Raw genomic sequence first — 23,158 nt, forward strand, 5'->3', positions numbered from 1 at the left:
GCGCCAAACCACTGAGGAGCCGTGTGAATTGGAAACTTTCATGCACGGTTTTGAAGACCAGTGAAACTGGTGACAGTTCCACTGAGTTCTAATGAAGCATGGGATATGGTTGACTGATACTGCTTGGAAAGTACTAAAGAAACAAGCTTGTATACAAGAATTAAGTCTTAGTGAATTTTTGGAAAGATATGCCCGATCTTTAATAGATAGCTAAGTTCGGGGAGGAATGAATAACTTTTTGGCTATTCAATCAACCTCTGTGAACCCTAGACTATTTAATTCCTCTGCTGGTGTTGGTAAGCCTTTGCAGTATGTCAGCGGACTCATTTATCTTTTAACGCTACAATCACTAGTATACCACTTAATACAGTATTTTCTATGCCATTCAATAAAGGTCATGAATACCGTTGGGAGCCAACAAATGATGAAAGCCTGGATAAATCGCCAATCTGCTTTAAAGGTCGTGTTGGGCAGAAACAAAGGCTTAAAAATATTCCCGATTGGCAAGAAATACTGAGGGATTTTGTAGATCAGTTAATTCTAGAAAATCCCCATTAAATCTAGGTAATTCTAGATATTTAGCCTACTGTTGTTAGCCCATCAATTCCGGTAAACTGGGAATCGGGAGACGAACTCAAAGCCCGTAATTTGAACAAGGACAACTTTTATAGTTATGGTATCGACTCACCCCACTGGGGTTCAACATTCTGGAAGTCAATATTTACCTCAAAAGCGCGACACCAGCGCAAATCCATCGCCTAATCAAGAACTTTTACCCTTGACTGCCAGAGTTCATCATCATGACTCCCTGGAAATTGGTGGGTGTGATGTCACAACCCTAGTTGAGCAGTTTGGTTCACCTTTATATATTTTAGATGAAGAAACCCTGCGTTCGGCTTGTCAGCAATACCGAGATGCTTTCAAGCAATACTACAAGGGTGAATCTCAAGTATTGTACGCCTCAAAAGCTTGGAATTGTTTAGCCGTTTGTGCGATCGCGGCTTCTGAAGGGCTGGGAATCGATGTAGTCTCCGGGGGCGAACTTTACACCGCCTTGGAAGCGGGTGTTAGTCCCAATAAGATCTACCTCCACGGAAATAATAAATCTCATGAAGAACTAACTTTAGCGATCGAGTCTGGTGTCACCATTGTCGCGGATAACTGGTATGAGTTGCGTACCCTTGTCGAAATAGCCCAACCCTCTCTTCCAATCCGCATCATGCTACGGCTAACTCCAGGTATCGAGTGTCACACCCACGAATATATTCGCACGGGACACTTAGATAGCAAATTTGGCTTTGATCCCAACGATCTAGATGAGGTGTTTACCTTTGTCAGTCAACAATCTGCCCTTAATTGCGTAGGAGTACACGCTCATATTGGTTCCCAAATTTTTGAGCGCCAACCGCATCAAGATTTGGCTGCTGTCATGGTGCAGTGGCTGCGGGATGCCGCGAAGTATGGTTTAAATATTACAGAGTTAAATGTTGGTGGCGGTTTGGGGATTAAGTATACAGAATCAGACGATCCTCCCAGCATTGAAGAGTGGGTGAAAGCGATTTGTGAAGTAATCCAAGAAGCTTGTGTAGCCGAAAATCTGCCTTTGCCGAAATTACTTAGTGAACCAGGGCGATCGCTAATTGCTACAGCTTGCGTCACTGCCTATACTATTGGTTCATCTAAAGTCATTCCAGAAATTCGTACCTACCTGGCAATTGATGGAGGAATGTCTGACAATCCCCGCCCAATTACTTACCAATCAGTTTATCGGGCAGTTGTTGCCAATAAAATGTCTTCTCCTTTAACCGAAACAGTCACAATTGCTGGTAAACATTGTGAATCAGGAGATATTCTGATTCACAATGCCCTACTCCCAAAGACTGAACCAGGGGATATTCTCGTAGTTATGGGAACTGGTGCGTACAATTACAGTATGGCATCTAACTACAACCGCTTGCCCCGACCGGCAGCAGTCGTAGTGGCGTATGGCGAAGCAAATTTAATTTTGCAACGCGAAACTTATCAAGACTTAATTCGACAAGATCGCCTACCAGAAAGGCTAAAAAGTCAAGAGTTAGGAGTTAAAAGTTAGGAGTTAAGAGTTGTGAATTTTAAGTTAGGAGTTATACCGATTATCTATGAGGTTGCTCCTGAACAATTTGCTTGAGCAAATTGTTTCACCATGCTTGATTTTGTGCAGTTTCACAAAGAATTGCGATTAGGAGCTAGGAGTTGTCAATTAAAGGTTTTTTCATAACTCCTAACTTCTAACTTCTAACTCCTAACTCATAACTCAAATTAGAGGCAAAAGTGTAATCCAGATGTCATGAGAGATTGGTGGAAGCAATGGCTGACAAACCTAGGATGGTCACAGTCCTTGCTACTTGGGACTCTGGATATTGTGTTTGTGCTGGCGCTGACGTACATGATACTAGTTATTATTAGTGAGCGCCGAACACTGTGGATGGTGCGAGGATTCATTATCTTAATGCTAGCCTCAGCACTAAGTGCCAGATTAGGACTACCTCTGCTAAGTTTTGTACTGGAAAAGTTGGTGATTGGTTGTGCTGTGGCGATGGCAGTTGCCCTACAGTCAGAGTTTCGGCGGTTTTTGGAACAATTAGGGCGTGGCGAATTCCGCCAGTTATTTCAACCCGACCGTCTGGCAATCCCCAAATCTGATAGTGTAATTGATGAAATTGTCGAGGCTGTTAAAGAATTGTCAAAAAACCGCATTGGAGCTTTACTAATTTTGGAAACCACAGGGCCGATTGATGAGCGGGATTTTTCTGTGCCAGGAGTAAAGCTAAATGCGGAGGTTTCTAAAGAACTGATCCAAACAATTTTTCAGCCAAAAACTTTGTTACACGATGGAGCAACATTGATTCGTGGCTCACGGATCGTGTCATCGGGTATAATTTTACCACTTTCGGGACGCACAGCCTCGCGCCAGTTGGGAACACGCCACCGCGCGGCAATGGGAATTACTGAGCGGGTCGAAAATTGCATTTGTGTTGTTGTATCTGAAGAAACGGGTTCCATTTCCTTAGCGGAACGGGGAACCCTAAATAGACCGCTAACGATTAAGAAACTGAAAGAGTCATTAGAGGCTCTTTTGTCCCTAACCGTGGATAGGGAAGCTGTTGCTCCTGGTCTATTGAGTTTTGTTCGTCAGATAGGTGGGAAGACAGTAGCACTGGTTTCACGTTTACTCAGATTACCATCGACCGCTTCTCGAGATAAAAAATGACAGCACAACAAACTAAACTGCAAGATTTGCCTACTGACTTAAAACGAGAACTATTGCCCCAGCATATTGCGGTGATTATGGATGGCAATGGTCGATGGGCTAAACGTCAGGGTTTACCTCGGATTATGGGTCATAAGCGAGGAGTAGATGCTCTTAAGGATTTACTTCGCTGTTGTCAAGATTGGGGAATTCAGGCGCTGACGGCTTATGCTTTTTCAACGGAGAACTGGAAAAGACCGCAGGAAGAGGTGGATTTTTTGATGACTCTCTTTCAAAGAGTTTTGCGCCAAGAACTGCGGGAAATGGTCGAAGAGAATGTGCAAATTAAGTTTGTGGGAAATTTGCAAGACTTGCCACGATCGCTCCAACAAGAAATATCCCGTTCAATGGCAGAAACCAAGGATAATCGCGGTATCCGGTTTTCAGTGGCAACTAATTATGGTGGACGGCAAGAGATTTTACAAGCTTGTCAGGCGATCGCCAAGCAAGTTCAGCAAGGTATACTACAACCCGATGAAATTGATGAACAGGTGTTTGAGAGCCACTTGTACACAGCAGGAATTACTGACCCAGATTTGTTAATTCGCACCAGTGGAGAAATGCGCCTCTCAAATTTCCTTCTCTGGCAAATGGCTTATGGGGAAATTTACATCACCGATACTCTTTGGCCTGATTTTGACCGAGCTGAGTTTCATCGCGCCTTGTGTGCCTACCAGCAAAGGGAACGGCGGTTTGGGAAAGTGTAATTATCTATTTAGGACTTACGCAAGAGTTACGGAATAACGAACAGCAGAGGCGCAGAGAAGCCAGTGCGTTAGGCGGGTTCCCCGACTTGTAGCAACTGGCGCGACACGGAGAAATCAGAGTTTGAGATATATTTTGCGTAAGTCCTACTATTGAGAGGCTACGGATACTAGGTAAAATTTCATCACGCTGTCGTCCGAGACGAGGGAACTGAGCAATTTGGGCAAATTTTCACGTCCAGCTTACTTAAAAAACCTTCAGACTGAGCCAAGCCAGATTGTCTAGCAATGTAATCCGCTATCTGCTCAATGTCTTGAATTGCGGGTTTGGTAAGGCGAAATTGTGGGGTCATGCTTCGTCTGAAACACCGTAGCGTGATCGGACATTGGCGCGAATTTGAGCCATTGCAGCCGAACCATCAACAACTAACGGCCAAGTGACTATCCCGTTTGATGTAAAGCAGGCGAATAAGATCATTTTACGTATTGACCCTCCTTCGTCGGGACTGATTGTAGCCGCAGTCCGCTACAACGTGCAGGCAATTGATGCCGTGAAATTTGCCCAAATGGATTCCAACGCGGCACAGGTAGTAGGAACCTATCGTGTTCATAGCTATGAACTTGGTGAGGATGAAAATAATAAACTTATCAAGCTATTGCCAGATGGCAGAATCGAAAGCGAGACAGGTTCTACAGGCTCGTGGTCACTCTTCGATCCGGGCAGCAGAACCTACGTCATACAACTCGCAGGCAAACGTGGCAGTCTAATATTTTGGCCCGCCGTAGGTTTCTCGAAGGAATCCACCGGCAATCCCGATCTGCTACTAGTCCGATAGTAGTTCGGAGAGTTGGTGATCGGGCAACACGGTAACTGCTTATTGGGCAAGCTGCGATCGCATTCGTCCCAACTCCCCAAGCTGCGATCGCCTTCCTCCCTTTTCAAGGGCGATCGCACAACAGTTTGGGATCAATAATCTGATTCGAGCGACGAATCAGGTGATTGACTGACGGGAGGTAACATGATTTCTGCCGTGCCTTTAGTTATGTAGTCAGCCGCACTTTTACTTTTGAGCCGTTCAAAAGCCTCATGCAAACATTGTGTAGGACGCGCTTCTAGGGGATGCCAAGTATAAGGATCTCTAATCGTAATTTGAAACTTGTTATAGCCAACTGGGTCATATTTTCCAATCAACCGCCAGTCAACTTGATCTATGTTGCCATTAGCGTTACGCCAATCTTCCGAGTCATAGTCAGATTGTGCAATAGGTGCGTCTTGACCGTCATCTGCACCTTTGCCAATTATTGAGCCTTCGGTAGTGCTGCCACTAGCGATCTGAGCGTTAATTAGTTGGGCAATGTGCGATCTAATCCGTGGGTTAGCCCCAAACAAAGCCTTTACATTTTCTGGGTAGTCCTTACCAGCACCAGTGACATAATGAATTAGGTGCTGACGTGCGTTCGGTTGATTTGCAAAATAGAAATCGCTAAACAATTTATAAACATGTTCATCGCTCATCAGGGCACAAGCAGTTTCAGATGCAAGCTTTTCCCACGAAGGTAATTTTTGAATAGTGCCTTGATTATTTTCTTGACGTTGAAATTCCCTTCCGCCTGTTTGCTGCACCACATGAGTCAACTCGTGGGCAGTCAACGTATCCTTCGCAGGAGCCTTCCCCGCCCCAAAGTAAAGATCCTGTCCATGAGTAAACGCCTGGGCATTTACATCCTGGTTCATCTGCACCGCTTCACTGTCTGTATGCACCCGCACAGAGCTAAAATCGACACCAAAGCGGGGTTCCATAAACGATCGCACCTCATCTGGCAACGTACTACCCCCACCTTTACTGCTATTGAGCCGACTTTCAATATTATCCCCTGCCTGAAAGCGCCCATCAGTATCTGGTTGTATCGATGACTTAGTTTGTACTTTGTCTTCTTCCTCACAATCTGCACATTTAGGCTGCAACAAATCTTGTACAGGCTGTACGCTTTGAGCCTTAAGTTTATCTGGCACAACCATCCGCATTACCTGATTTGCCACCCAATCCGCTTCCTGCTCATACTTATCCCCTGGTTCTCCCACCGTCAGTTTGGCCTGGGGACGATGCAAAGATATCCGGCTAATGTCATGACCAAAAGACCGTTGTTGAATGGCTTCCGATAATAAGGATTGCTCGTCAGCAGGCTGTGGTTCTTGAAGGTTGGTTGATTCTTTTGTTGCTGTTTGGATGACATTATTCGTTGGTAAACCAAAGCCACGGAATGGGTTTGCCAGCGTTGGAGTAGTTGGTGAGACAAGCGATGGATTGGAAAAATTAGATGTACTTGCTTTCTTGCGCCCAAACGTGCGTGGGCGTAGCCCGTCGTAGACATCGCTCATCTCACCCCTCCTGCATTGGTTGGTAAAGTTGCTGATTCCTGACTGCCAAGCAAATTTTACAATTTATCGAAATGCGATCGCTATCGACTTTTGTCTAAATTTAGGGTGAATTGTACTTATAGCGTTTCCTAATCACATAAGGTACATCATAGCCCCCTCATCGCTTGCGGGGAGGGGGTTGGGGGTGGGGTTCTTGTACCTCACAAGGGCCGAGAACCGCTATAGCACTTCCTTATGGCCCAGAAAACACAGCTTGTTCTACATCATCTCGACTAAGAGAATATTTGAATGAGCGTTGGACATCTTGTCCATTTTCCCCAGATTGGACATAGCGCACCACGATTTGCTCAACATCGAGCCATAGTTCAGCTTGCCAACTAGGCCGCTGCACATGCCAGCAATGCCTCTGTGTTTCGTCTTGTTGACAGCCTTGGTCTTTTAGCCACTGTTCAATTTGTGGCAGAGGATGATTATATAGGGGGGTATCAGAGGGAAGAAGAGGCATAGGAATTTTAGATTCTGGATTTTGGATTAGGAAATTTTTTAATTTTTAATTACCATACGGGTAATTGGTTGCGACACATGGATAATGTGCTGTTGTACAGATGGAGTTGGCTGTAGCAAATGCGTTTGGAAAGCAGCCTCACCACGAGTTAAGCCGATGGCTACTGCTAGTAGTAGACAACCTACAAATGTTAACACCAGCATAAATAAAGCAAAAATTTCGCCAGATGATAGGGGGCGATCGCTCGCATCCAGGTAAGCTGATTTTGACAAGTCATAGGAACGCGATCCGGGATGATTCAAATCAGGGGGTGGTTGAATCACTCCAAAGCGGGAATAGCCAATTTTTAAATCGTAGCGGAAGCGCCGTTCTGGATGGCTAAGGGTAGCGTAGGCTTCGTTGATTTGCTGAAATTTGGGAGTGGCGATCGCAGTAGGCAAGTCTGTAGTATCAGGATGATAGCGTTTGCTCAGTTCTCGATAAGCGCGACGAATATCAATTACTGATGCCGAGGGATGCAGTCCTAGCAGGGAGTAATAAGTTGGTTTACTGCTTTGTGGCATTGCCCCGTTGTGATTCACGGCTGTTTGAGTCACTTTGCTCAAAGATATTTTTTATATTTTAAATCCTTAAATGGGCAGAGAACGATCTGAGTTGGCTCCTTTGTTGCGAAGTTTTCCGGTAAAAAATTAAATAATTTTTTATCGTCCAATAGCCGAAGGCATAGAAATTGCACGTAATCTTGCACGGCTCACAAGATATAGAAACTATTTTTCAAGATGAAGACTGAGGTCAATGAATTACGAATTATAAGTTAGTAATTATTTTGATCAATAGCTTGATGTGCTATCTCATGCCTAACGGATTAAATCAGCACGGGGTTTAAAGGTTTCAATTTGCCGTAACTTCTCGTACAGTTCCCGTTCTTCTTGACTAATATTTTTTGGGGTAACTATTTGAATTTCCACCAATTGATCGCCACGTTTCCCGTCATCGCTGGCGTAACCTTTATTGCCTAGTCGAAATTTTTGACCAGACCTAACTGCTGGGGGAATTGTCATTTTCACTGGCCCGTCCAAAGTTGGTGCTTCTACCTGTCCTCCTAAAACTGCCTCGCTGGGAGTAACTGGGACTTGACAGAGGATATTTAAACCTTCTAGCTTAAATAATGGATGAGGCTCAACAGTAATTTTTAAGTAGAGGTCGCCACCACCAACGCCTTGGTTCCGCAAACGGATGGTTTGACCTGTCACCATCCCTGGAGGCATATTAACTTCTAGCGATCGCCCATCTTCCAAACGAATGCGTTCATTGCCACCTTGATAAGCTTTTTCGAGTGGGAGGGTTAATCTGGCTTCTATATCCCGCCGGGTTGTGCGAGGTGGAGTGTTAACGGTGTAGGCAACTTTTGTTCTGGGGGAACGAAACGGATCGCTAGTATTGGCATTATTGGAGTTACTTGTGCCATTCTTATTTTTGACGCCGATAACTTGATTAATAAAGCTTTCAAAGTCGGAGAATTGACTTGGATCTACGTCCTGATTACTGTTGCGCTCGCCTTGACTACTCTGCCAAGTTTTAGCCTTTGGTGTTTGTTTGTTGCCCGCAAAGCCTTTTTGCTTCCAGTAGCGGCTAAACTGGTCGTACTGCGATCGCTTTGCTGGATCTGAAAGAACTTCGTAAGCCTCGCCGATATCCTTAAATTTTTCCTCAGATTCTTTGTTACCCGGATTCAGATCGGGGTGATATTGCCTTGCTAACCGCCGATAAACCTTTTTTATTTCCTCACTAGAAGCCTCTTTAGTTATTCCTAAAATCTCATAGTAATCGCGGAAGTTCGGCAAATTTTGCATAGTCAGTTATTTAAATTTTAGATTTTAGATTTTTGATTAATTATGAGTAGAGACGCGATTAATCGCGTCTGTACAGGAGTTAGGAGTTGAAAGATTTAATTTTTAACTTCTCACTCCTAACTTCTCACTTCTCACTTTGATTAAAAGTACTACAACCAATCATTGTCTTCTTCATCATCCCAGTTATCTTGGTAACTGGGACGGGATTTGCGTGGAGGACGGCTATCAGAAGAGGAAGAACGACTGTCTCGGCTATAGTCTGTGCCATAGTCTTTACCGTAATCTCTGCCGTAATCTCTGCCATAGTCCTTACCATAGGAGTCGCGTTCTCGATATGTATCTCGCACAGGTTCGCGTTCTTTATCTTTATCACCAGTAAAGATGTCACGGATAGTACCAAACAAGTCGTCGTCTTCGTCTTCAGCATAAGACTGGCGAACTTCCCGGTTTAGCTCATACAAAGCATCTTGCAAGTCAGCGTAGGCTTGGTCAATACCGCGATCGCTATTTTCCTTAAGACTCTCTTTTAGTTGTCGGCAAATATTATCAATTCTTTGGCGGCGGCTGCGGGCAAACTGCATACCAAATTCCAGTGCTACTTCTCTAAGTTGTCGTTCTGCTTGGAAAATCAACGCCTCAGAACGAGTCCGCTTTTCTACTCTTTCTTTACGTTCGCGATCGACATCAGCGTATTTCTGAGCATCCTGAATCATCCGATTCACTTCCGACTCGTTCAAGGTGGAAGCGCCTTGAATGGTGATACTCTGTTCTCGCCCAGTAGTTCTATCTAAAGCTGTCACCTGTAAAATACCGTTAGCATCAATATCAAATGACACCTGAACTTGGGGAATTCCTCGTGGTGCTGGCGGGATGCCATACAGCTTGAAGCGTCCTAGAGACTTATTGTTTGCTGCCATTTCCCGTTCGCCCTGGACTACGTGAACTTCCACAGTATTTTGGTTATTTTCAGACGTGGAAAAAATGTCAGAACGACGGACTGGGATGGTGGTGTTGCGGGGAATAAGTTTTTTCATCACGCCGCCGATGGTTTCCAATCCCATAGAAAGGGGTGTGACATCCAAAAGCAGCACATCTTTGAGTTCGCCTGCGAGAATGCCTGCTTGAATTGCTGCACCCACTCCCACAACTTCATCGGGGTTGACGTTTTCGTTAGGTTCTGTACCAATCAAGTCCCGCACTAGCTGCTTCACCATTGGCATCCGTGTAGAACCGCCAACTAACACCACTTCTTCAATATCTCTAGGTGAGAGTCCGGCATCTTTGAGGGCGCGTTTCACTGGTGTCCGCAAGCGCCCCACCAAATCACCACACAAGCCTTCAAACTGGGAACGAGTTAGACGAGTTTCCAGATGTTTGGGGCCATCTTCAGTGGCGGTGATGAAGGGTAAGTTAATATCGGTGACGCTGACAGCAGAAAGCTCAATTTTGGCTTTTTCCGCCGCTTCCATCAGACGTTGCAAAGCTTGGCGATCGCGTCTTAAGTCTACCTCTTCTGTTTCCAGAAATTGCTCTGCTAACCAATCTACTATTTTTTTGTCAAAGTCGTTCCCACCAAGTTGCGTATCTCCACTGGTAGCCTTGACTTCAAATATCCCATCACCAACGTCTAAAATCGACACGTCAAAAGTGCCACCACCCAAGTCAAATACTAAGATAGTTTCCGTGTCACCCCGATCTAATCCATAAGCCAAAGATGCAGCAGTCGGTTCATTCAGAATCCGCAGTACTTCTAAACCGGCAATTCTGCCAGCATCGCGGGTTGCCTGCCGCTGAGAATCGTTAAAATAAGCGGGGACTGTAATCACTGCCCCTGTGACTGGTTCACCCAAATAGCGACTAGCATCGTCTGCCAATTTCTTCAGCACCATTGCCGAAATTTCTTCTGGGGCGAAATCTTTATTCAGACGGGGACAGGCAATTTTAATATTACCTACTTCGTCTTTGCGGATGGTATACGGTACACGCTTGGAATCTGGGTTAAGTTCGCCATACTTGCGCCCAATGAAGCGTTTCACTGCAAAAAAGGTATTTTGGGGATTGAGTACCGTTTGTCGCCGTGCCATTTGCCCAACCACCTTTTCACCATCTTTGCTGAAGCCAACTACGGAGGGGGTTGTTCGCATTCCTTCTGCATTGGCAATCACCACCGGCTTGCCACCCTCCATAACGGCGACTACTGAGTTGGTTGTACCCAAGTCGATGCCGACTACCTTGCCCATGCGTTACTCTTCTCCTAAAGTGTCTTATATATTTATTATGATTGGGCGGAACTACTTCTAGCTTTGTGCTATAGCATTAAAAGACCTCAATGGTATAATAGTCATCATTAAGGCAGTAAGCTAAGAAGTGCAGCTAAAGGAGATAGTTGCAAGACTAGGATAGCATTGACGATGATTGGTGTGTCCAAGCAGCCTCAATTCTTGTTATCCAGATACTTCTATGCACTGGATCTGCAAGTTTGTAAATGCATCTTAATAATACTTGTTCTGCTTCTTTAAGTGCCTGAAAACTCTAATATTGCCACTATTTTAAAGATTTGAATTTAACAGAGCGATTACAAACTTCCCTGAGTGCGATCGCGCGAGAACGCGATCCTTACATGGCAACGGCTGGACATTTTTTTGTCCAAGAATACATCCGGCAGGAATTTTCTCAATGGGGGGGTGTGGAAATCCACACCTTTGAAGTCAGGGGTAAAGCTTGTAAGAACTTGATATTAAATTTACCTGGACGAGCTAGAGGGCAAAAAAAGGATTTGCCACCTATTTTAATTGGCGCTCATTATGATGGCGTTCCGGGAACACCTGCGGCTGATGATAATGCTACAGGTGTGGCAGTGTTGCTGGAATTGGCCCGAAAGTTTGCTGTCGAGCCTGTAAGATATCCCTTAAGGCTGGTTGCTTTCGATATGGAAGAATACGGCTTATTGGGTAGCGCTGATTATGCAGCGCTGTTGCATCAACAAAAGCAACAGCTACGCTTAATGATCTCCCTAGAAATGTTGGGCTATAAGGATTCTACGCCTGGTTCCCAAAGTTACCCTCCTCCTCTGGAACGCTTCTACCCAGATAAAGGAGATTTTATTGCTTTAATTGGCAATTTGCGGACATTGCCTGACTTAATTGGCATGAGCCGTAATATTCGCAAAACTGGCGTACCTAGTCAATGGCTACCCGTGCCGAATCGAGGTTTAATAGTTCCCCAAACCAGACTTAGTGATCATGCACCTTTCTGGGATTTGGGTTATCCCGCAATTATGGTTACAGATACGGCATTCTTGCGAAATCCCCATTATCACAAACCTAGTGATGCGATCGCTAGTTTGGATTTAGATTTTCTTAGCGGTGTATGTGAAGGGTTGGAAATTGCGATTCGGCGATTGTGAAAAATATTAGACATGTCCAGAAATTAAATATGCGTTATCCAGAATCCTTGTAGAGACGTAGCAGTGCTACGTCTCTACATTCATTTTTCACCAGATGCCCAATGCCCAATGCCCCATGCCCAATGCAGTTGTTACCAATTATCACTTTGTGACTATGAGGATTGTACCAATTGACACGAAACAATGAGGCTAATGAATGCCAAGATCAAAAAAGGATGCCCCAAGGATATTAAAAGTACTATGCCAGAATTACACCAATCAATTGCCCAGCATTACCACGAACGAACTAAATACAATCCTGAGACTCTCGCCTCCAAACATCAGCAATTAGACTGGACTAAACAGCCAGTGCCTTTCAAAGAGTACAAAATTGGCTCTACTTTTGATCTCAAACCCTATATTCAAGAAAAAGCCGAGGCATTTGCTAATAACCCAGATGCTCAATGGTGGCAAAGACTTTCACGGTTGCTGTTTCGCAGCTATGGATTGACAGCGAGAATGCCTTCTATGGGTAGTGCGGTGTATTTACGCGCTGCTCCCAGTGCCGGCGGATTATACCCTGCTGAGGTGTATGTGGTTTCCCGTGGCACGGCGTTATTGCCACCTGGACTATATAACTACCAGTGTCGGACTCATTCTCTGATGCATTATTGGGAAAGTGAGGTTTGGCAAACTCTGCAAGCAGCTTGTTTCTGGCATCCTTCCCTAGAAAATACCCAACTAGCAATTATTGTTACTGCGGTATTCTATCGTTCTGCGTGGCGCTATGAAGATCGGGCTTACCGCCGAATTTTTCTAGATGCGGGACACCTGTTGGGCAATATCGAATTGGCTGCTGCTATTACTGATTATCGCCCCCATTTAATCGGCGGTTTTGTGGATGAATCGGTAAACGATCTGCTTTATATCGATCCGCAACAAGAAGGTGCGATCGCTGTCTTACCTCTGGCAGACTTGTTAGATGTCAATCAAAATTTGCCATTGGGATGTACTGCTTTACCTTCCGCCACCGAAACTAGTTATCCCCAAATCCCGGATGGCGAACTACTGACATATTTCCATCGACACACCCAGATCCAATCAGGTATAACTGGCAATCTCAATCTACCAACTATCAAACAAGAAAAATCTTTGGAGGATAAATACAATTTTCCTTTCTGTTTAAAAATTCCCACCACCACAGCACCCATAGATTGGGGAAAAAAGCTGTCAGAACTGGAAATCACTATGTACAAGCGACGCTCTACCCGCGCCTACAATGGTGATGATTTAACCTTCGATGAGTTGAAAAGTTTACTCGATTTCACTTACCAACCGCAAAATTACATCGATCAAAGTTTAGATATTTCTCCAGACTACTTTGATTTGAATTTAATAGAAACATTCATTGCTGTTTGCGGAGTCAAAGGATTGGATGCGGGTTGTTACTATTACGCGCCCAAAGCGCAAGAATTACGCCAAATTCGGTTTAAAAATTTCCGGCAAGAGTTACATTTCCTCTGCTTGGGACAAGAATTAGGCCGGGATGCAGCAGCGGTGTTGTTTCATACATCTGATCTGAAAGCTGCGATCGCCCAATATGGCGATCGCGTTTACCGTTACTTACATATGGATGCCGGTCATTTGGGACAACGCCTGAATTTAGCCGCAATGCAACTGAATGTAGGTGTCAGTGGGATCGGTGGATTCTTTGATGATCAAGTAAATGAAGTTTTGGGTATTCCTACTGATGAAGCTGTTTTATATATCACTACATTGGGACGCCCAAGATAAAAATAATCCCAGAGGCGCAAAGTTTGTAATTGATAATACAATTATCAATTACAAATAATTTTAGTTTTCTACTTGTTTGAGTTTCTGAAAAATTTCATCAAGTGGTGATTCAGATTCATCAGGACAAAATTCTAAAGCGAGTCTAACTTTTCCTTTTTTCCATCCCTGAGTACTAAACTGCAAAACTTCACAATTTAATCCTTGGGTATACAAATTTACTTCATCTGTCTCATCTGCTCCAATATATTCCTTAATTGCTGTAATCAAATCACGGACTTTAAAAGTTTTAGGAATATTTAACTTATTAAAAGTGTCTGGTTCTATAGACACAACTTCATCGTGATTCAGTCTCTCGAATCCATCTTCCATAAAAATCTCCTGTCACTAAATCTATACTTTCTACAGATTTAGCAGTTCATCCGAAATAAAATGATGATTTTGTAGATTTAGTGCTACTCAGTATAAAAAATTATAACGGTTTGTTTTCATCAGGATGGAATAAATACACTACTCCAGCCCCTAGTTCCTTCAGTAACTATGGCATTAACGTTAGTGCGACGCTCAATAGCCCGTCGTAGACATAGCTGATTGGGTATTAATTTTCAACTTGTCTGAGTTGCTGGCGGATGTCATCAAGTAGCGATTCCGGTTCATCAGGGCAAAATTCTAAAGCGAGTCTAACTTTTCCTTTTTTCCATCCTTGGGCACCTAATTTCAAAACTTCACAAGTTAATCCTTTGCTATATAAACGAGCTTCATTTGTATTATTTGCATTGACATATTCTTTAATAGCTACAAGGAAATCACCAACTTTAAAAGTTTTAGAAATATCTAAATTATTAAAAGTGTTTGCTTCTAAAGACACAACTTCATCATGATTTAGATGTTCAAATCCATTTTCCATATCAATCTCCTGCAACCAAACTTATAATTTCCAAGAGATAGTAGTAAATTTTAATCTGCTCCTTTCTCCCTCTCCGCCAGCGGAGAGGGCTTAGGGGTAAGGTTATTAAAAGAACCAACCGTAAGAATGCAAACCTTTACCCAAAAGATTTACACCTAGATAGCAAACCCAAACAACAACAAAGCCGGTGGCGGCTAAAATTGCGGGACGACGCCCTTGCCAACCGCGAGTGATTCGGGCGTGCAGGTAGGCGGCGAACACTAACCAGGTGATTAATGCCCAAGTTTCTTTAGGGTCCCAACTCCAGTAGGAACCCCAAGCTTCGTTAGCCCAAACGCCACCGGCAATGATGCCAATTGTCAGTAGGGGAAATCCTAGCCCGATGATGCGATAGCTGATGTTGTCGAGGGTTTCGGCAAGGCTAAGGCGCTGGGGTGAAAGGGGTTCCGAATTTTGGATTTCGGATTTTGGATTTTGGATTGAGGTTGTTGTGACTAAACCCAAAACAGCGATGTTACCGTTACCGTTGCCGTTGCTACTACTTTCAAAACGAGCAAAGCCGTTATTTTCGACAGGAGAGGCTGGTGGTTGAGAAATTAGTTCAGCTGCTTTGTGCAAGCGGTAGCCATTGCTGCGATAGCCACCATTACCTACAGAACTGCCTTGTAGTTGAATGTTTTGACCGCGAGTGACCACTAAAAAAGCGATCGCTAATAACGCACCCACCATCAAAGCAGAATAACTCAACATCATGACGCTGACATGCATCATCAACCAATTTGATTTCAAGGCAGGTACTAGGGGTTCTGACGTTTGCATCTGGGATGGTAATGTCATGGTAGCAAAAGCAGCGATCGCCATTGCCACTGGAGCTGTAACAACTCCTACTAAGCGGCTACGGCTACTACTTTCAGCAATCAGATGGACGGTGGTAATTCCCCAAGTTAAGAAAAACAGGGATTCATAAAGATTACTTAAAGGAAAGTAACCAGCTTCTATCCATCTTGCCCCTAATAGAGTCGCCATGCACAAATTAGCGATCGCCATCCCAGCTGTCCCCAAAGCGGCTAGATAAGGCAGATTCGGAAAAGCCGCTCCTCCCCAATACACCAGCATTGTCAGGAATAATATGGCAAAGGAGGCATTGTCCAGCCAGTTCTGGAGTACAACCAGATTCATAAAGTGTTCTCTCCGTGGATGATTTAAAATATGGATTCTGACTGTTCTGATCCTATATGCTTACAGGGTGATGAAACAGGAGAAAGTTAGAAGTTAAGAGTTATCAGTTAATAATTTTTAATACCATTTCATTTTCAGGTTGCTACAGATGATATCGCTCTGAGGGAAAGATACACCAGACGCGAAGATTGATGTATAGCAATATTTTTGAGAATTGGTACAACTCCTAACTTCTAACTCCTAACTTTTCCAATTGGTGTTATGGAGAAGTCGGAGATGGTGTAGCAGAGTTGCTCTTATTGCTTTCTGGACTAGGCAAGGCTGTCAAGTTACTAACTTTTTTGAGTGCTATAAAAATGTCGTAACGGTTACTGCGACTGTCGCTGACAGCAGATGTGATCCCAATTGAGCGCGTTGCATCTAGCAAAGTTTGTTGATTGGGAATTAGAGTTGGTAAAGGGAAATTTTTCACAGTTCGTTCCACATCCAGGAAAAATTGACCATTTGTCGGATTTGGTTCTGTAGGAACTGTTTGTTGGAAGGGGATCGTGCTAGCTAGTGTGTTATTGGGTTTGGGTACAATTTTATCAGTGATGGGAGCGCCCACTACTAGAAAGGCGACATCTCCATCTAACCAGCCGTGGGTGGCAGTTAACGTCCCATAAGGTGAAACCCAGTTAACAACGGGTTGCCCTGCAACTTTTGCCGATTGGACTTGGAATTGGTATTGATTTTTCATCACGTCATCCAGCTGTTTTATAGATGCTTCAGCTGATTGGCGTAGGCTTTGCCCGCCGTAGGCATCGCTTGCCTGTACCATAAACACTAAACCCGCCCGAAAATCATCTGGTGAACCTTGTTTTGGAGTAGTAGGAATCACTGATAAGGAAAATTCACCTTTCATCCAATCGAGCAAATCCTTATCTAAATCGAGATTAGTAAGAGATTTTATACCACCTCTGATCTGTTCTGGTGCGATCGGCGAGAGGGGATTTCCCTGAGATGTTAAAACGTAATCTCCCCACAACCTCTGTAAGTTACCGCCAGATAGCATCATTAAGGTTTCTGCTGGTACACGGCTTTGCATTTTCCCCGCGTTGTTTTCCACCGCCAGCACCCGTTGACTATTAGGGTTTAGCCAAGAAACGCCCTTGAAGCGGATTCCTTCTGCCTCTAAAGTCATTGTCCCTGCTAAACCTTGGTTATTTTGCAGTTGAGCCAAAACTTGAGCAGGTAAAGGGCGGTTTGGAGCAGCTGCGGCTATTTTGGCTGCTGTTGGCACATTTACGTAAAACTGGCCAAAGGGTTGGTAGTTGGCAATTTTTGGAAAATTCTCAGCAAAGCCCCCTGTTGTCGCTAGGGATGTTTTATTTTTGTAGGCGTCGATCGCTCGTTCTGTGGCTTTGGGACTATCAGTTATAACTAAAAAACGCCCATCTAGTAATGCCGCTGAAAAGTTTTCCCCTGCTTGTCCCTCAGTTTGTTTGATGGCGATCCCTTGATAAATACGGTCAATCCATTTGCCTTGTTTAAGGGTTTTGGGTTGTGCCAAAATACTTTTGGCGATTTCTGGGTTTCTCACTGGCAATACCATCACCATCGATTGCTGATCACTGGCAGCATCTTCATTGGTGGTAACTGGTTTGGGTGTAGGTTTACTCGCTGTTGCTGGGGCAAGAATTGCGATCGTAATGTCACTGTCTACCCAAGGAGCGATATCTTTCTGGAAGTCGTAACCATTATTAGTCAGAAAGCGATCGCGCAATTCTACTAAATTTTTGTCCAGTTCTGCTTGGGTTTCTTTTGTCCCAAACTGCCGCAATTTCTGCCACTGCTGGGGATCTGTTGTCAGAGAAACCGCAAACAGGGCATCACCAGGAATAATATTTGCACCTACTAGCAAATCGCTAGAAGATATTTGTCTCTGGCTTAACAACCAGTATCCTATACTCCCTGCACCAATCAATAGCCCAGCAGCCGAGAGCGTCAGCACCAGAGACGGTTTCTTATTTTTCTTCATCGGAACAGACACAAGAGGCGGTGCCATTGAAACCTATACCTTATACTTGCAAACTCATTACTTGTTTGATTGGTTAAGTTAACCAAAAAGTTTTTCGTTGTCTAGGGCAGTTAACTGCATAAATTTCTCCATCCTAGACATTGATGATATTTCCGTAATAAACCTTCCTGAGTCTTTCAAAAGCTGTGTTTTTGGCTCAGTTACCATTTTTAACACGCTTTGTTGAATTTCGTAGGACGTTTCCCTAAGATTAATTCCTCAGTCGGAGAGTTTCCGCAAGTAAATCCGTTATTCCAAGCAATTTGAGAATATAACTAACTGGACAAAGCTGCAAGTCATGATTAACTCACACTACTCTGGGTTGGCAAAGCCTCCGTTCGTTCCAGAGAAAGGAATCTGAAGTACTTTGGCTACAATTTTTAATGGGCGATCGCATCTTTTGGATGGAAAATGTGGTAAGCAAAGCTATGCCGTCAGGCTAATTGCCTACTTATACTTGCAACTCAAATCCAGGTAATATATCTTCTCCAGAAACAATCGCTGGCATTTGCACAACTTCTACAGCTTTCAAAAGTCGGTAAATTTCTACTCTTGCATCTTGAGGATTAATCAGCCAACCCAAGCGCAGACCATTTTTGATGTATTCCTGCATTTTCTCTTGAATCGATGCCAGCCGATCTGTCTCCGAACGCAGTTCAATCACAAAGTCAGGTACAAGTGGCGGAAATTTTTTTCGTTGTTCTGGTGTTAAAGCTTCCCACCGCTCCAATTTTACCCAAGCAGCATCAGGAGAACGTTTAGCACCGTTGGGAAGTATAAAGATAGTTGAAGAACTAAAAACTTTCCCTAATTTAGCTTGACGATTCCAATTATTTAAGTCTGTAATTAAATCTGCTTCTTGATTTCCGCTTTCTCCTCCTACTGGTGGCATAATGATTAGTTCTCCAGCTGCATTCATTTCCAGACTTAAATCACGATTGGCAATACACAATTGATAAAATTGCTCATCGGTTAAATGAGCAATCGGTTCTAGATTTAGCACAACAGTATTCATTAAATCTTTCCTCGTGCCTTTCTTGCTAACATCAGTAGGAAATTTTTGCTTGTTGGAAGATTTGTTGAGGTGTAATTTGCAACCCTTCAAATAAGGAATCTTCTAAACTATCAGTACCGCGTTTGGTTTGAGGGAGAATATCAGGATAAAAAATAGTAATAGTTTTTGCTCTAGGATCAATAATCCAAACTCGTTGAACTTTAGCTTTTAGATAATCAGTGGCTTTTTCGGTCATTTCTGGGAAAGTTTGACTGGGGGAGATAATTTCAATGACTAATTTGGGTGCAACAGGACAAGCCTCATCTTGCAACCAATCAGCAGAAAGCCGATTATAAGAAATATATGTCAAATCTGGTACAGGAACCCAATCTTGTTGATTTCGTGTTAACTTAATTGCCCATTCAATTACAACCCGCCCCTTTCCTTGCGCCCATACAGACAATAGTAGAAATAGCGCACCTGTTATAGAACTATGAAAAAATTTTGGTGCCATTTCATCCTTTTTGAATTTAGAAACAGCTTCTCCATCAATGAGTTCGTAGGTGATGTCTCCTTCGGGAAGTGCAAGAAATTCTTCGAGGGTGAATTGGGTTGTGAGTGGAATCATGGTTGATCTTGGGGAATGACTCTATTTTAAAGAGGGTGCGATCGCCTAACAACGACACTACTATTAGAGGCGATCGCTGCAACAATAATTCAACCTTCCTTTGATAATTTCATTGTATGATTTCAGCTACTTGGTTTTGCTCGGTAGCGACGCCGAACAGCCCGTCGTAGACATCGCCTAAGGCTGCGGGTACGCCATCGCACCACATCATAACTTTTTACCATATTCAGTACTGACTGCTGACTGTTGACTGCTGAGTAATAAGAGTACTCAGTACTTTTGCACTATGGTAAAAGCCCCGCCCCTTGTGGGCGGTCTTTTAACTCAGCACTGGGAACTCGGAACTCAGCACTCTTCATTGATTTGTTGAATTTAATTGCATAGCTCCCAAATATTTGGTTAAATAAGGCGAAAAAACTTCATAAATTAAGGTTAGTGGCTGTCCATGATGCCAAAACAAGTAGTGGCGACCCCAAAAAGGCCCAGTTACATCAAAACCAGACTCTAGCGCCGATGAGTCACCGTAGTAAATTCCTCGAACATCCCGATACAACTCTGTGCGGAGACGAGCTAAACTTGCCCAAATTGGTAATGAACGATTTTGCAAATACTCATCTACATGACTGGCTTCCCACCACGAGGTAGCATAGGCTAATCGTTGGCCAGAAGCGGTACGCAGCCACACTTGTCGCCGTAGTCGCGGCCCTGGGACAGCTTGAATTAAATCAGGAGCCGCATCCAAGTCCATGCCAATCAATGACATATCAATCACATCTACTTCTACAGGCTCACCTGTAAGCAATTCTAGGTGACGTGTTGGAGAGCCGTCACCCAAAAGCATTAGCTGCCAAGCCGGTGCTAGCTGAGTATGAGGTAAACTTTTTTGAATTATTTCCTCCCCTCCTTGCCAAATCGGAGTGAGGCGATGCCAAGCTGCTGGCAGTGTTAAGTTGTTTGTCGGCGTAAAAGTAATACTCAATGCTTTTTACAAAACTTCACGTATTTCTATAAAAGCATAAAAAACCAGAGCTATACCAAGATTTAAGGGTCAACAGTCTAAGGTGTTTTGACCCTTGACTATTGACCCTATGATTAAACAAGCAAAAATGCGGATGGCGAGACTCGAACTCGCAAGGCAAAGCCACACGCACCTCAAGCGTGCGCGTATACCAATTCCGCCACATCCGCACGGTTTGTCTAAACATAGACTATAGCATAAGAAAATAATTATAGTAAGGTGATATCTAAATTCAGTTGCTCAAAAATATAAATTTTCTCAAGGCGGTATCAGACTGACAGAAATCTAGCAGCTGCACAAGTGATATTAAAAAGGGTAGAGCTACTGTAGGAGACGCGGTGCGATGTCTACGACGGGCTGTTCGGCGTCGCAAAAGCCACCGCAAAAGCCGAATTTGGTAAGCTAGCCAAGACTTACAGCAGCAATGTTGTTAATGTAGTAAGACTGTAGAGGCAGCAACCTGCAACCTTGCGTTTTCTTAGAATCAGGGTGGCGAATCTCCTGTGATAATTTTAAATAGTGCGAAAGCGTCGTTTCAAGTTGGATCAGAGAAAATGTCAGAAACCCCACGGATAAATCTGGGGGCTTGAAAAAGTCCTAATCTGACCAGACTAAGTTCTTAACTGAACTACGTTAGAGGCAAGAGTTAAAAGACCTACCAAGGAATGCGTTCGCGTCAGCGTGTCGTCAGACAAGCTAGTTCCTTGCACTAGAACCGAACGATTAAACATCTGTACAAGGGTTAAAGAAGTGTCGTTTGGATAGTTACCGACCTCTAACATTGTCGTTCGCGAAGCATCTCCCCTTGGGAGAAGCTAACATTACCCCGTAAGGGAGGCTCTTTTGAGCAAAACATTATGCGTACAGGGCGAAAAGTTTGAAGCGGTAATTGTCCCGTTGAAAGTACATTACAAAGGTACACCGAATAGAGTAGCCCCAAGGCGATAATGTGACGGCGCTTTATTACCGCCTGCGCCTTACCCCCATACATGAATGTAGGGGCTTCCACGGCGCGAGGAATTTGGTAAATCTACTGGTAATGATATCGAAACTAAAAAATGAAGTTTGACAAAATATTAATTGCCAATCGGGGAGAAATCGCCCTTCGCATTCTCCGCGCCTGTGAAGAAATGGGGATTGCCACAGTTGCGGTTCACTCCACCGTTGACCGTAATGCTCTCCACGTCCAACTTGCTGATGAAGCGGTTTGCATTGGCGAACCTGCTAGCAGTAAAAGTTATTTGAATATTCCGAATATTATTGCTGCCGCCCTGACGCGCAATGCCACTGCCATTCATCCAGGCTATGGCTTTTTAGCAGAAAATGCCCGGTTTGCGGAAATCTGTGCCGACCATCATATTGCTTTTATCGGCCCAACTCCAGAAGCTATCAGGCGGATGGGGGATAAATCCACTGCCAAAGAAACCATGCAAAAAGCTGGAGTCCCTACAGTACCAGGTACTGAGGGGTTAGTAGAATCTGAGGAAGAAGGATTAAGATTCGCCAAGGATATCGGCTATCCAGTGATGATCAAAGCTACAGCCGGTGGCGGTGGACGCGGTATGCGCCTAGTTCGTTCTGAAGATGAATTTGTGAAACTTTTCCTCGCAGCCCAAGGGGAAGCAGGAGCAGCTTTTGGGAATTCTGGCGTTTACATAGAAAAATTTATTGAACGTCCCCGCCACATCGAATTTCAAATTTTGGCGGATAACTACGGTAATGTTATCCACTTGGGCGAACGGGATTGCTCTATTCAGCGCCGGAATCAAAAGCTACTAGAAGAAGCACCAAGTCCGGCTCTCGACCAAGAACTGCGTGAGAAAATGGGACAAGCTGCTGTAAAAGCTGCCCAATTCATTAATTACAGTGGGGCGGGTACTATCGAGTTTCTCTTGGATAGATCGGGTAAATTTTACTTTATGGAAATGAACACCCGGATTCAAGTAGAACATCCTGTAACAGAGATGATTACTGGAATAGATTTAGTTGCCGAACAAATTCGGATTGCTCAAGGAGAAAGACTCAAGCTTACCCAAGAGCAAGTAGTTTTGCGGGGTCATTCGATCGAGTGCCGGATCAACGCTGAAGACCCAGATCATGATTTTCGGCCTTCTCCTGGACGCATTAGTGGCTATCTGCCCCCTGGAGGCCCTGGTGTTCGGATTGATTCTCACGTTTACACAGATTACCAAATCCCGCCTTACTACGATTCCTTGATCGGCAAGTTAATTGTTTGGGCCCCAGACCGACCCACTGCTATTAACCGCATGAAACGCGCACTCCGGGAATGTGCCATTACTGGACTACCCACCACTATTGGGTTTCATCAAAAAATTATGGAAACTCCACAATTTTTGCAGGGTAATGTCTATACAAATTTTGTGCAGGAAATGAACGGTTAAGGGAGTGGGGGAGTAAGAATTTTAGATTTTAGATTTTAGATTTTGGATTTTAGATTGAAATTTA

General features: G+C 44.0%; 21 protein-coding genes and 1 tRNA gene. 9 read left to right on the top strand and 13 right to left on the bottom strand.

Going from position 1 to position 23,158, the window contains the following annotated elements:
- Window positions 1-378 precede the first annotated feature (378 nt).
- From V7K30_RS16720 to V7K30_RS16745, 6 genes are all read left to right on the top strand, one after another.
- Window positions 379-558 (top strand): hypothetical protein, encoded by a 180-nt coding sequence (locus V7K30_RS16720; protein ID WP_335001059.1) that lies wholly within the window; start codon window positions 379-381, stop codon window positions 556-558.
- A gap of 115 nt (window positions 559-673) precedes the next feature.
- The gene (gene lysA / locus V7K30_RS16725; RefSeq protein ID WP_335001061.1) at window positions 674-2,092 is read left to right on the top strand and encodes a diaminopimelate decarboxylase; all 1,419 of its coding nucleotides are present in this window, start codon (window positions 674-676) and stop codon (window positions 2,090-2,092) included.
- Between the two features lie 234 nt (window positions 2,093-2,326).
- Window positions 2,327-3,250 carry a diadenylate cyclase CdaA gene (cdaA, locus tag V7K30_RS16730; protein WP_335001063.1) on the top strand — a complete coding sequence of 308 codons (924 nt, stop codon included), beginning with the start codon at window positions 2,327-2,329 and terminating at the stop codon, window positions 3,248-3,250.
- Window positions 3,247-3,996, top strand: a complete 750-nt coding sequence (locus V7K30_RS16735; protein ID WP_335001065.1) for an isoprenyl transferase — start codon at window positions 3,247-3,249, stop codon at window positions 3,994-3,996. Before cdaA ends, V7K30_RS16735 begins: the two co-directional genes overlap by 4 nt.
- A 434-nt stretch (window positions 3,997-4,430) precedes the next feature.
- Window positions 4,431-4,829, top strand: coding sequence for a hypothetical protein (locus tag V7K30_RS16740; protein ID WP_335001067.1), 399 nt, complete (start codon window positions 4,431-4,433; stop codon window positions 4,827-4,829).
- A gap of 12 nt (window positions 4,830-4,841) precedes the next feature.
- A complete protein-coding gene (locus V7K30_RS16745) occupies window positions 4,842-4,967 on the top strand; it encodes a hypothetical protein (protein ID WP_335001069.1) in 126 nt (41 codons plus the stop codon).
- Here the strand turns inward: V7K30_RS16745 and V7K30_RS16750 are convergent.
- The 5 genes from V7K30_RS16750 to dnaK form a co-directional block, all read right to left on the bottom strand.
- Window positions 4,961-6,373 (bottom strand): eCIS core domain-containing protein, encoded by a 1,413-nt coding sequence (locus tag V7K30_RS16750; RefSeq protein ID WP_335001071.1) that lies wholly within the window; start codon window positions 6,371-6,373, stop codon window positions 4,961-4,963. The two genes, V7K30_RS16745 and V7K30_RS16750, sit on opposite strands and share 7 nt — an antisense overlap.
- A 232-nt stretch (window positions 6,374-6,605) precedes the next feature.
- Window positions 6,606-6,878 (bottom strand): DUF3143 domain-containing protein, encoded by a 273-nt coding sequence (locus V7K30_RS16755; RefSeq protein WP_335001073.1) that lies wholly within the window; start codon window positions 6,876-6,878, stop codon window positions 6,606-6,608.
- Between the two features lie 38 nt (window positions 6,879-6,916).
- Window positions 6,917-7,441, bottom strand: coding sequence for a J domain-containing protein (locus V7K30_RS16760; protein ID WP_335001358.1), 525 nt, complete (start codon window positions 7,439-7,441; stop codon window positions 6,917-6,919).
- Window positions 7,442-7,735: 294 nt separating this feature from the next.
- Entirely contained in the window at window positions 7,736-8,731 is a 996-nt protein-coding gene (locus tag V7K30_RS16765; protein WP_335001075.1) for a J domain-containing protein, read from the bottom strand.
- A gap of 149 nt (window positions 8,732-8,880) precedes the next feature.
- A complete protein-coding gene (gene dnaK / locus V7K30_RS16770) occupies window positions 8,881-10,971 on the bottom strand; it encodes a molecular chaperone DnaK (protein ID WP_335001077.1) in 2,091 nt (696 codons plus the stop codon).
- 317 nt (window positions 10,972-11,288) lie between these two features.
- On the opposite strand from dnaK, the gene V7K30_RS16775 reads away from it, so the two are divergent.
- Window positions 11,289-12,137, top strand: a complete 849-nt coding sequence (locus tag V7K30_RS16775) for a M28 family peptidase (RefSeq protein WP_335001079.1) — start codon at window positions 11,289-11,291, stop codon at window positions 12,135-12,137.
- 240 nt (window positions 12,138-12,377) lie between these two features.
- Window positions 12,378-13,910, top strand: coding sequence for a SagB/ThcOx family dehydrogenase (locus V7K30_RS16780; RefSeq protein ID WP_335001360.1), 1,533 nt, complete (start codon window positions 12,378-12,380; stop codon window positions 13,908-13,910).
- Window positions 13,911-13,970: 60 nt separating this feature from the next.
- On the opposite strand, the gene V7K30_RS16785 is transcribed toward V7K30_RS16780, so the two are convergent.
- The 8 genes from V7K30_RS16785 to V7K30_RS16820 all read right to left on the bottom strand — a co-directional run bounded on the left by V7K30_RS16785 (window position 13,971) and on the right by V7K30_RS16820 (window position 20,862).
- The gene (locus V7K30_RS16785) at window positions 13,971-14,279 is read right to left on the bottom strand and encodes a KGK domain-containing protein (RefSeq protein ID WP_335001081.1); all 309 of its coding nucleotides are present in this window, start codon (window positions 14,277-14,279) and stop codon (window positions 13,971-13,973) included.
- 226 nt (window positions 14,280-14,505) lie between these two features.
- Window positions 14,506-14,814, bottom strand: a complete 309-nt coding sequence (locus V7K30_RS16790) for a KGK domain-containing protein (protein WP_335001083.1) — start codon at window positions 14,812-14,814, stop codon at window positions 14,506-14,508.
- Between the two features lie 105 nt (window positions 14,815-14,919).
- A complete protein-coding gene (ccsB, locus tag V7K30_RS16795) occupies window positions 14,920-15,993 on the bottom strand; it encodes a c-type cytochrome biogenesis protein CcsB (RefSeq protein ID WP_335001085.1) in 1,074 nt (357 codons plus the stop codon).
- A 259-nt stretch (window positions 15,994-16,252) separates the two neighbouring features.
- Window positions 16,253-18,040, bottom strand: coding sequence for a DUF3352 domain-containing protein (locus tag V7K30_RS16800; RefSeq protein WP_335001087.1), 1,788 nt, complete (start codon window positions 18,038-18,040; stop codon window positions 16,253-16,255).
- Between the two features lie 463 nt (window positions 18,041-18,503).
- Window positions 18,504-19,067, bottom strand: coding sequence for a Uma2 family endonuclease (locus V7K30_RS16805; RefSeq protein WP_335001089.1), 564 nt, complete (start codon window positions 19,065-19,067; stop codon window positions 18,504-18,506).
- 31 nt (window positions 19,068-19,098) lie between these two features.
- Window positions 19,099-19,674 (bottom strand): Uma2 family endonuclease, encoded by a 576-nt coding sequence (locus tag V7K30_RS16810; RefSeq protein WP_335001091.1) that lies wholly within the window; start codon window positions 19,672-19,674, stop codon window positions 19,099-19,101.
- A gap of 355 nt (window positions 19,675-20,029) precedes the next feature.
- Window positions 20,030-20,653 (bottom strand): chorismate lyase, encoded by a 624-nt coding sequence (locus V7K30_RS16815; RefSeq protein WP_335001093.1) that lies wholly within the window; start codon window positions 20,651-20,653, stop codon window positions 20,030-20,032.
- A gap of 128 nt (window positions 20,654-20,781) precedes the next feature.
- A tRNA-Leu gene (locus tag V7K30_RS16820) sits at window positions 20,782-20,862 on the bottom strand.
- Between the two features lie 888 nt (window positions 20,863-21,750).
- Between V7K30_RS16820 and accC the strand changes: the two genes are divergently transcribed.
- Window positions 21,751-23,094, top strand: coding sequence for an acetyl-CoA carboxylase biotin carboxylase subunit (gene accC / locus V7K30_RS16825; protein WP_335001095.1), 1,344 nt, complete (start codon window positions 21,751-21,753; stop codon window positions 23,092-23,094).
- Window positions 23,095-23,158: the final 64 nt, after the last annotated feature.

This window comes from Nostoc sp. (assembly GCF_036917655.1).
In the GTDB taxonomy this organism is placed as follows: domain Bacteria; phylum Cyanobacteriota; class Cyanobacteriia; order Cyanobacteriales; family Nostocaceae; genus Nostoc.

Excerpts from the sequence above, each read along its gene's own strand:
- V7K30_RS16780 (WP_335001360.1), top strand. The coding sequence starts at position 12,378 with ATGCCAGAATTACACCAATCAATTGCCCAGCATTACCACGAACGAACT.
- V7K30_RS16785 (WP_335001081.1), bottom strand. The coding sequence starts at position 14,279 with ATGGAAGATGGATTCGAGAGACTGAATCACGATGAAGTTGTGTCTATA.
- V7K30_RS16805 (WP_335001089.1), bottom strand. The coding sequence starts at position 19,067 with ATGAATACTGTTGTGCTAAATCTAGAACCGATTGCTCATTTAACCGAT.
- accC (WP_335001095.1), top strand. The coding sequence starts at position 21,751 with ATGAAGTTTGACAAAATATTAATTGCCAATCGGGGAGAAATCGCCCTT.
- V7K30_RS16720 (WP_335001059.1), top strand. The coding sequence starts at position 379 with ATGCCATTCAATAAAGGTCATGAATACCGTTGGGAGCCAACAAATGAT.
- V7K30_RS16735 (WP_335001065.1), top strand. The coding sequence starts at position 3,247 with ATGACAGCACAACAAACTAAACTGCAAGATTTGCCTACTGACTTAAAA.
- dnaK (WP_335001077.1), bottom strand. The coding sequence starts at position 10,971 with ATGGGCAAGGTAGTCGGCATCGACTTGGGTACAACCAACTCAGTAGTC.
- V7K30_RS16765 (WP_335001075.1), bottom strand. The coding sequence starts at position 8,731 with ATGCAAAATTTGCCGAACTTCCGCGATTACTATGAGATTTTAGGAATA.
- V7K30_RS16755 (WP_335001073.1), bottom strand. The coding sequence starts at position 6,878 with ATGCCTCTTCTTCCCTCTGATACCCCCCTATATAATCATCCTCTGCCA.
- V7K30_RS16800 (WP_335001087.1), bottom strand. The coding sequence starts at position 18,040 with ATGGCACCGCCTCTTGTGTCTGTTCCGATGAAGAAAAATAAGAAACCG.
- cdaA (WP_335001063.1), top strand. The coding sequence starts at position 2,327 with ATGAGAGATTGGTGGAAGCAATGGCTGACAAACCTAGGATGGTCACAG.
- lysA (WP_335001061.1), top strand. The coding sequence starts at position 674 with ATGGTATCGACTCACCCCACTGGGGTTCAACATTCTGGAAGTCAATAT.
- V7K30_RS16790 (WP_335001083.1), bottom strand. The coding sequence starts at position 14,814 with ATGGAAAATGGATTTGAACATCTAAATCATGATGAAGTTGTGTCTTTA.
- V7K30_RS16760 (WP_335001358.1), bottom strand. The coding sequence starts at position 7,441 with ATGCCACAAAGCAGTAAACCAACTTATTACTCCCTGCTAGGACTGCAT.
- V7K30_RS16750 (WP_335001071.1), bottom strand. The coding sequence starts at position 6,373 with ATGAGCGATGTCTACGACGGGCTACGCCCACGCACGTTTGGGCGCAAG.
- ccsB (WP_335001085.1), bottom strand. The coding sequence starts at position 15,993 with ATGAATCTGGTTGTACTCCAGAACTGGCTGGACAATGCCTCCTTTGCC.
- V7K30_RS16810 (WP_335001091.1), bottom strand. The coding sequence starts at position 19,674 with ATGATTCCACTCACAACCCAATTCACCCTCGAAGAATTTCTTGCACTT.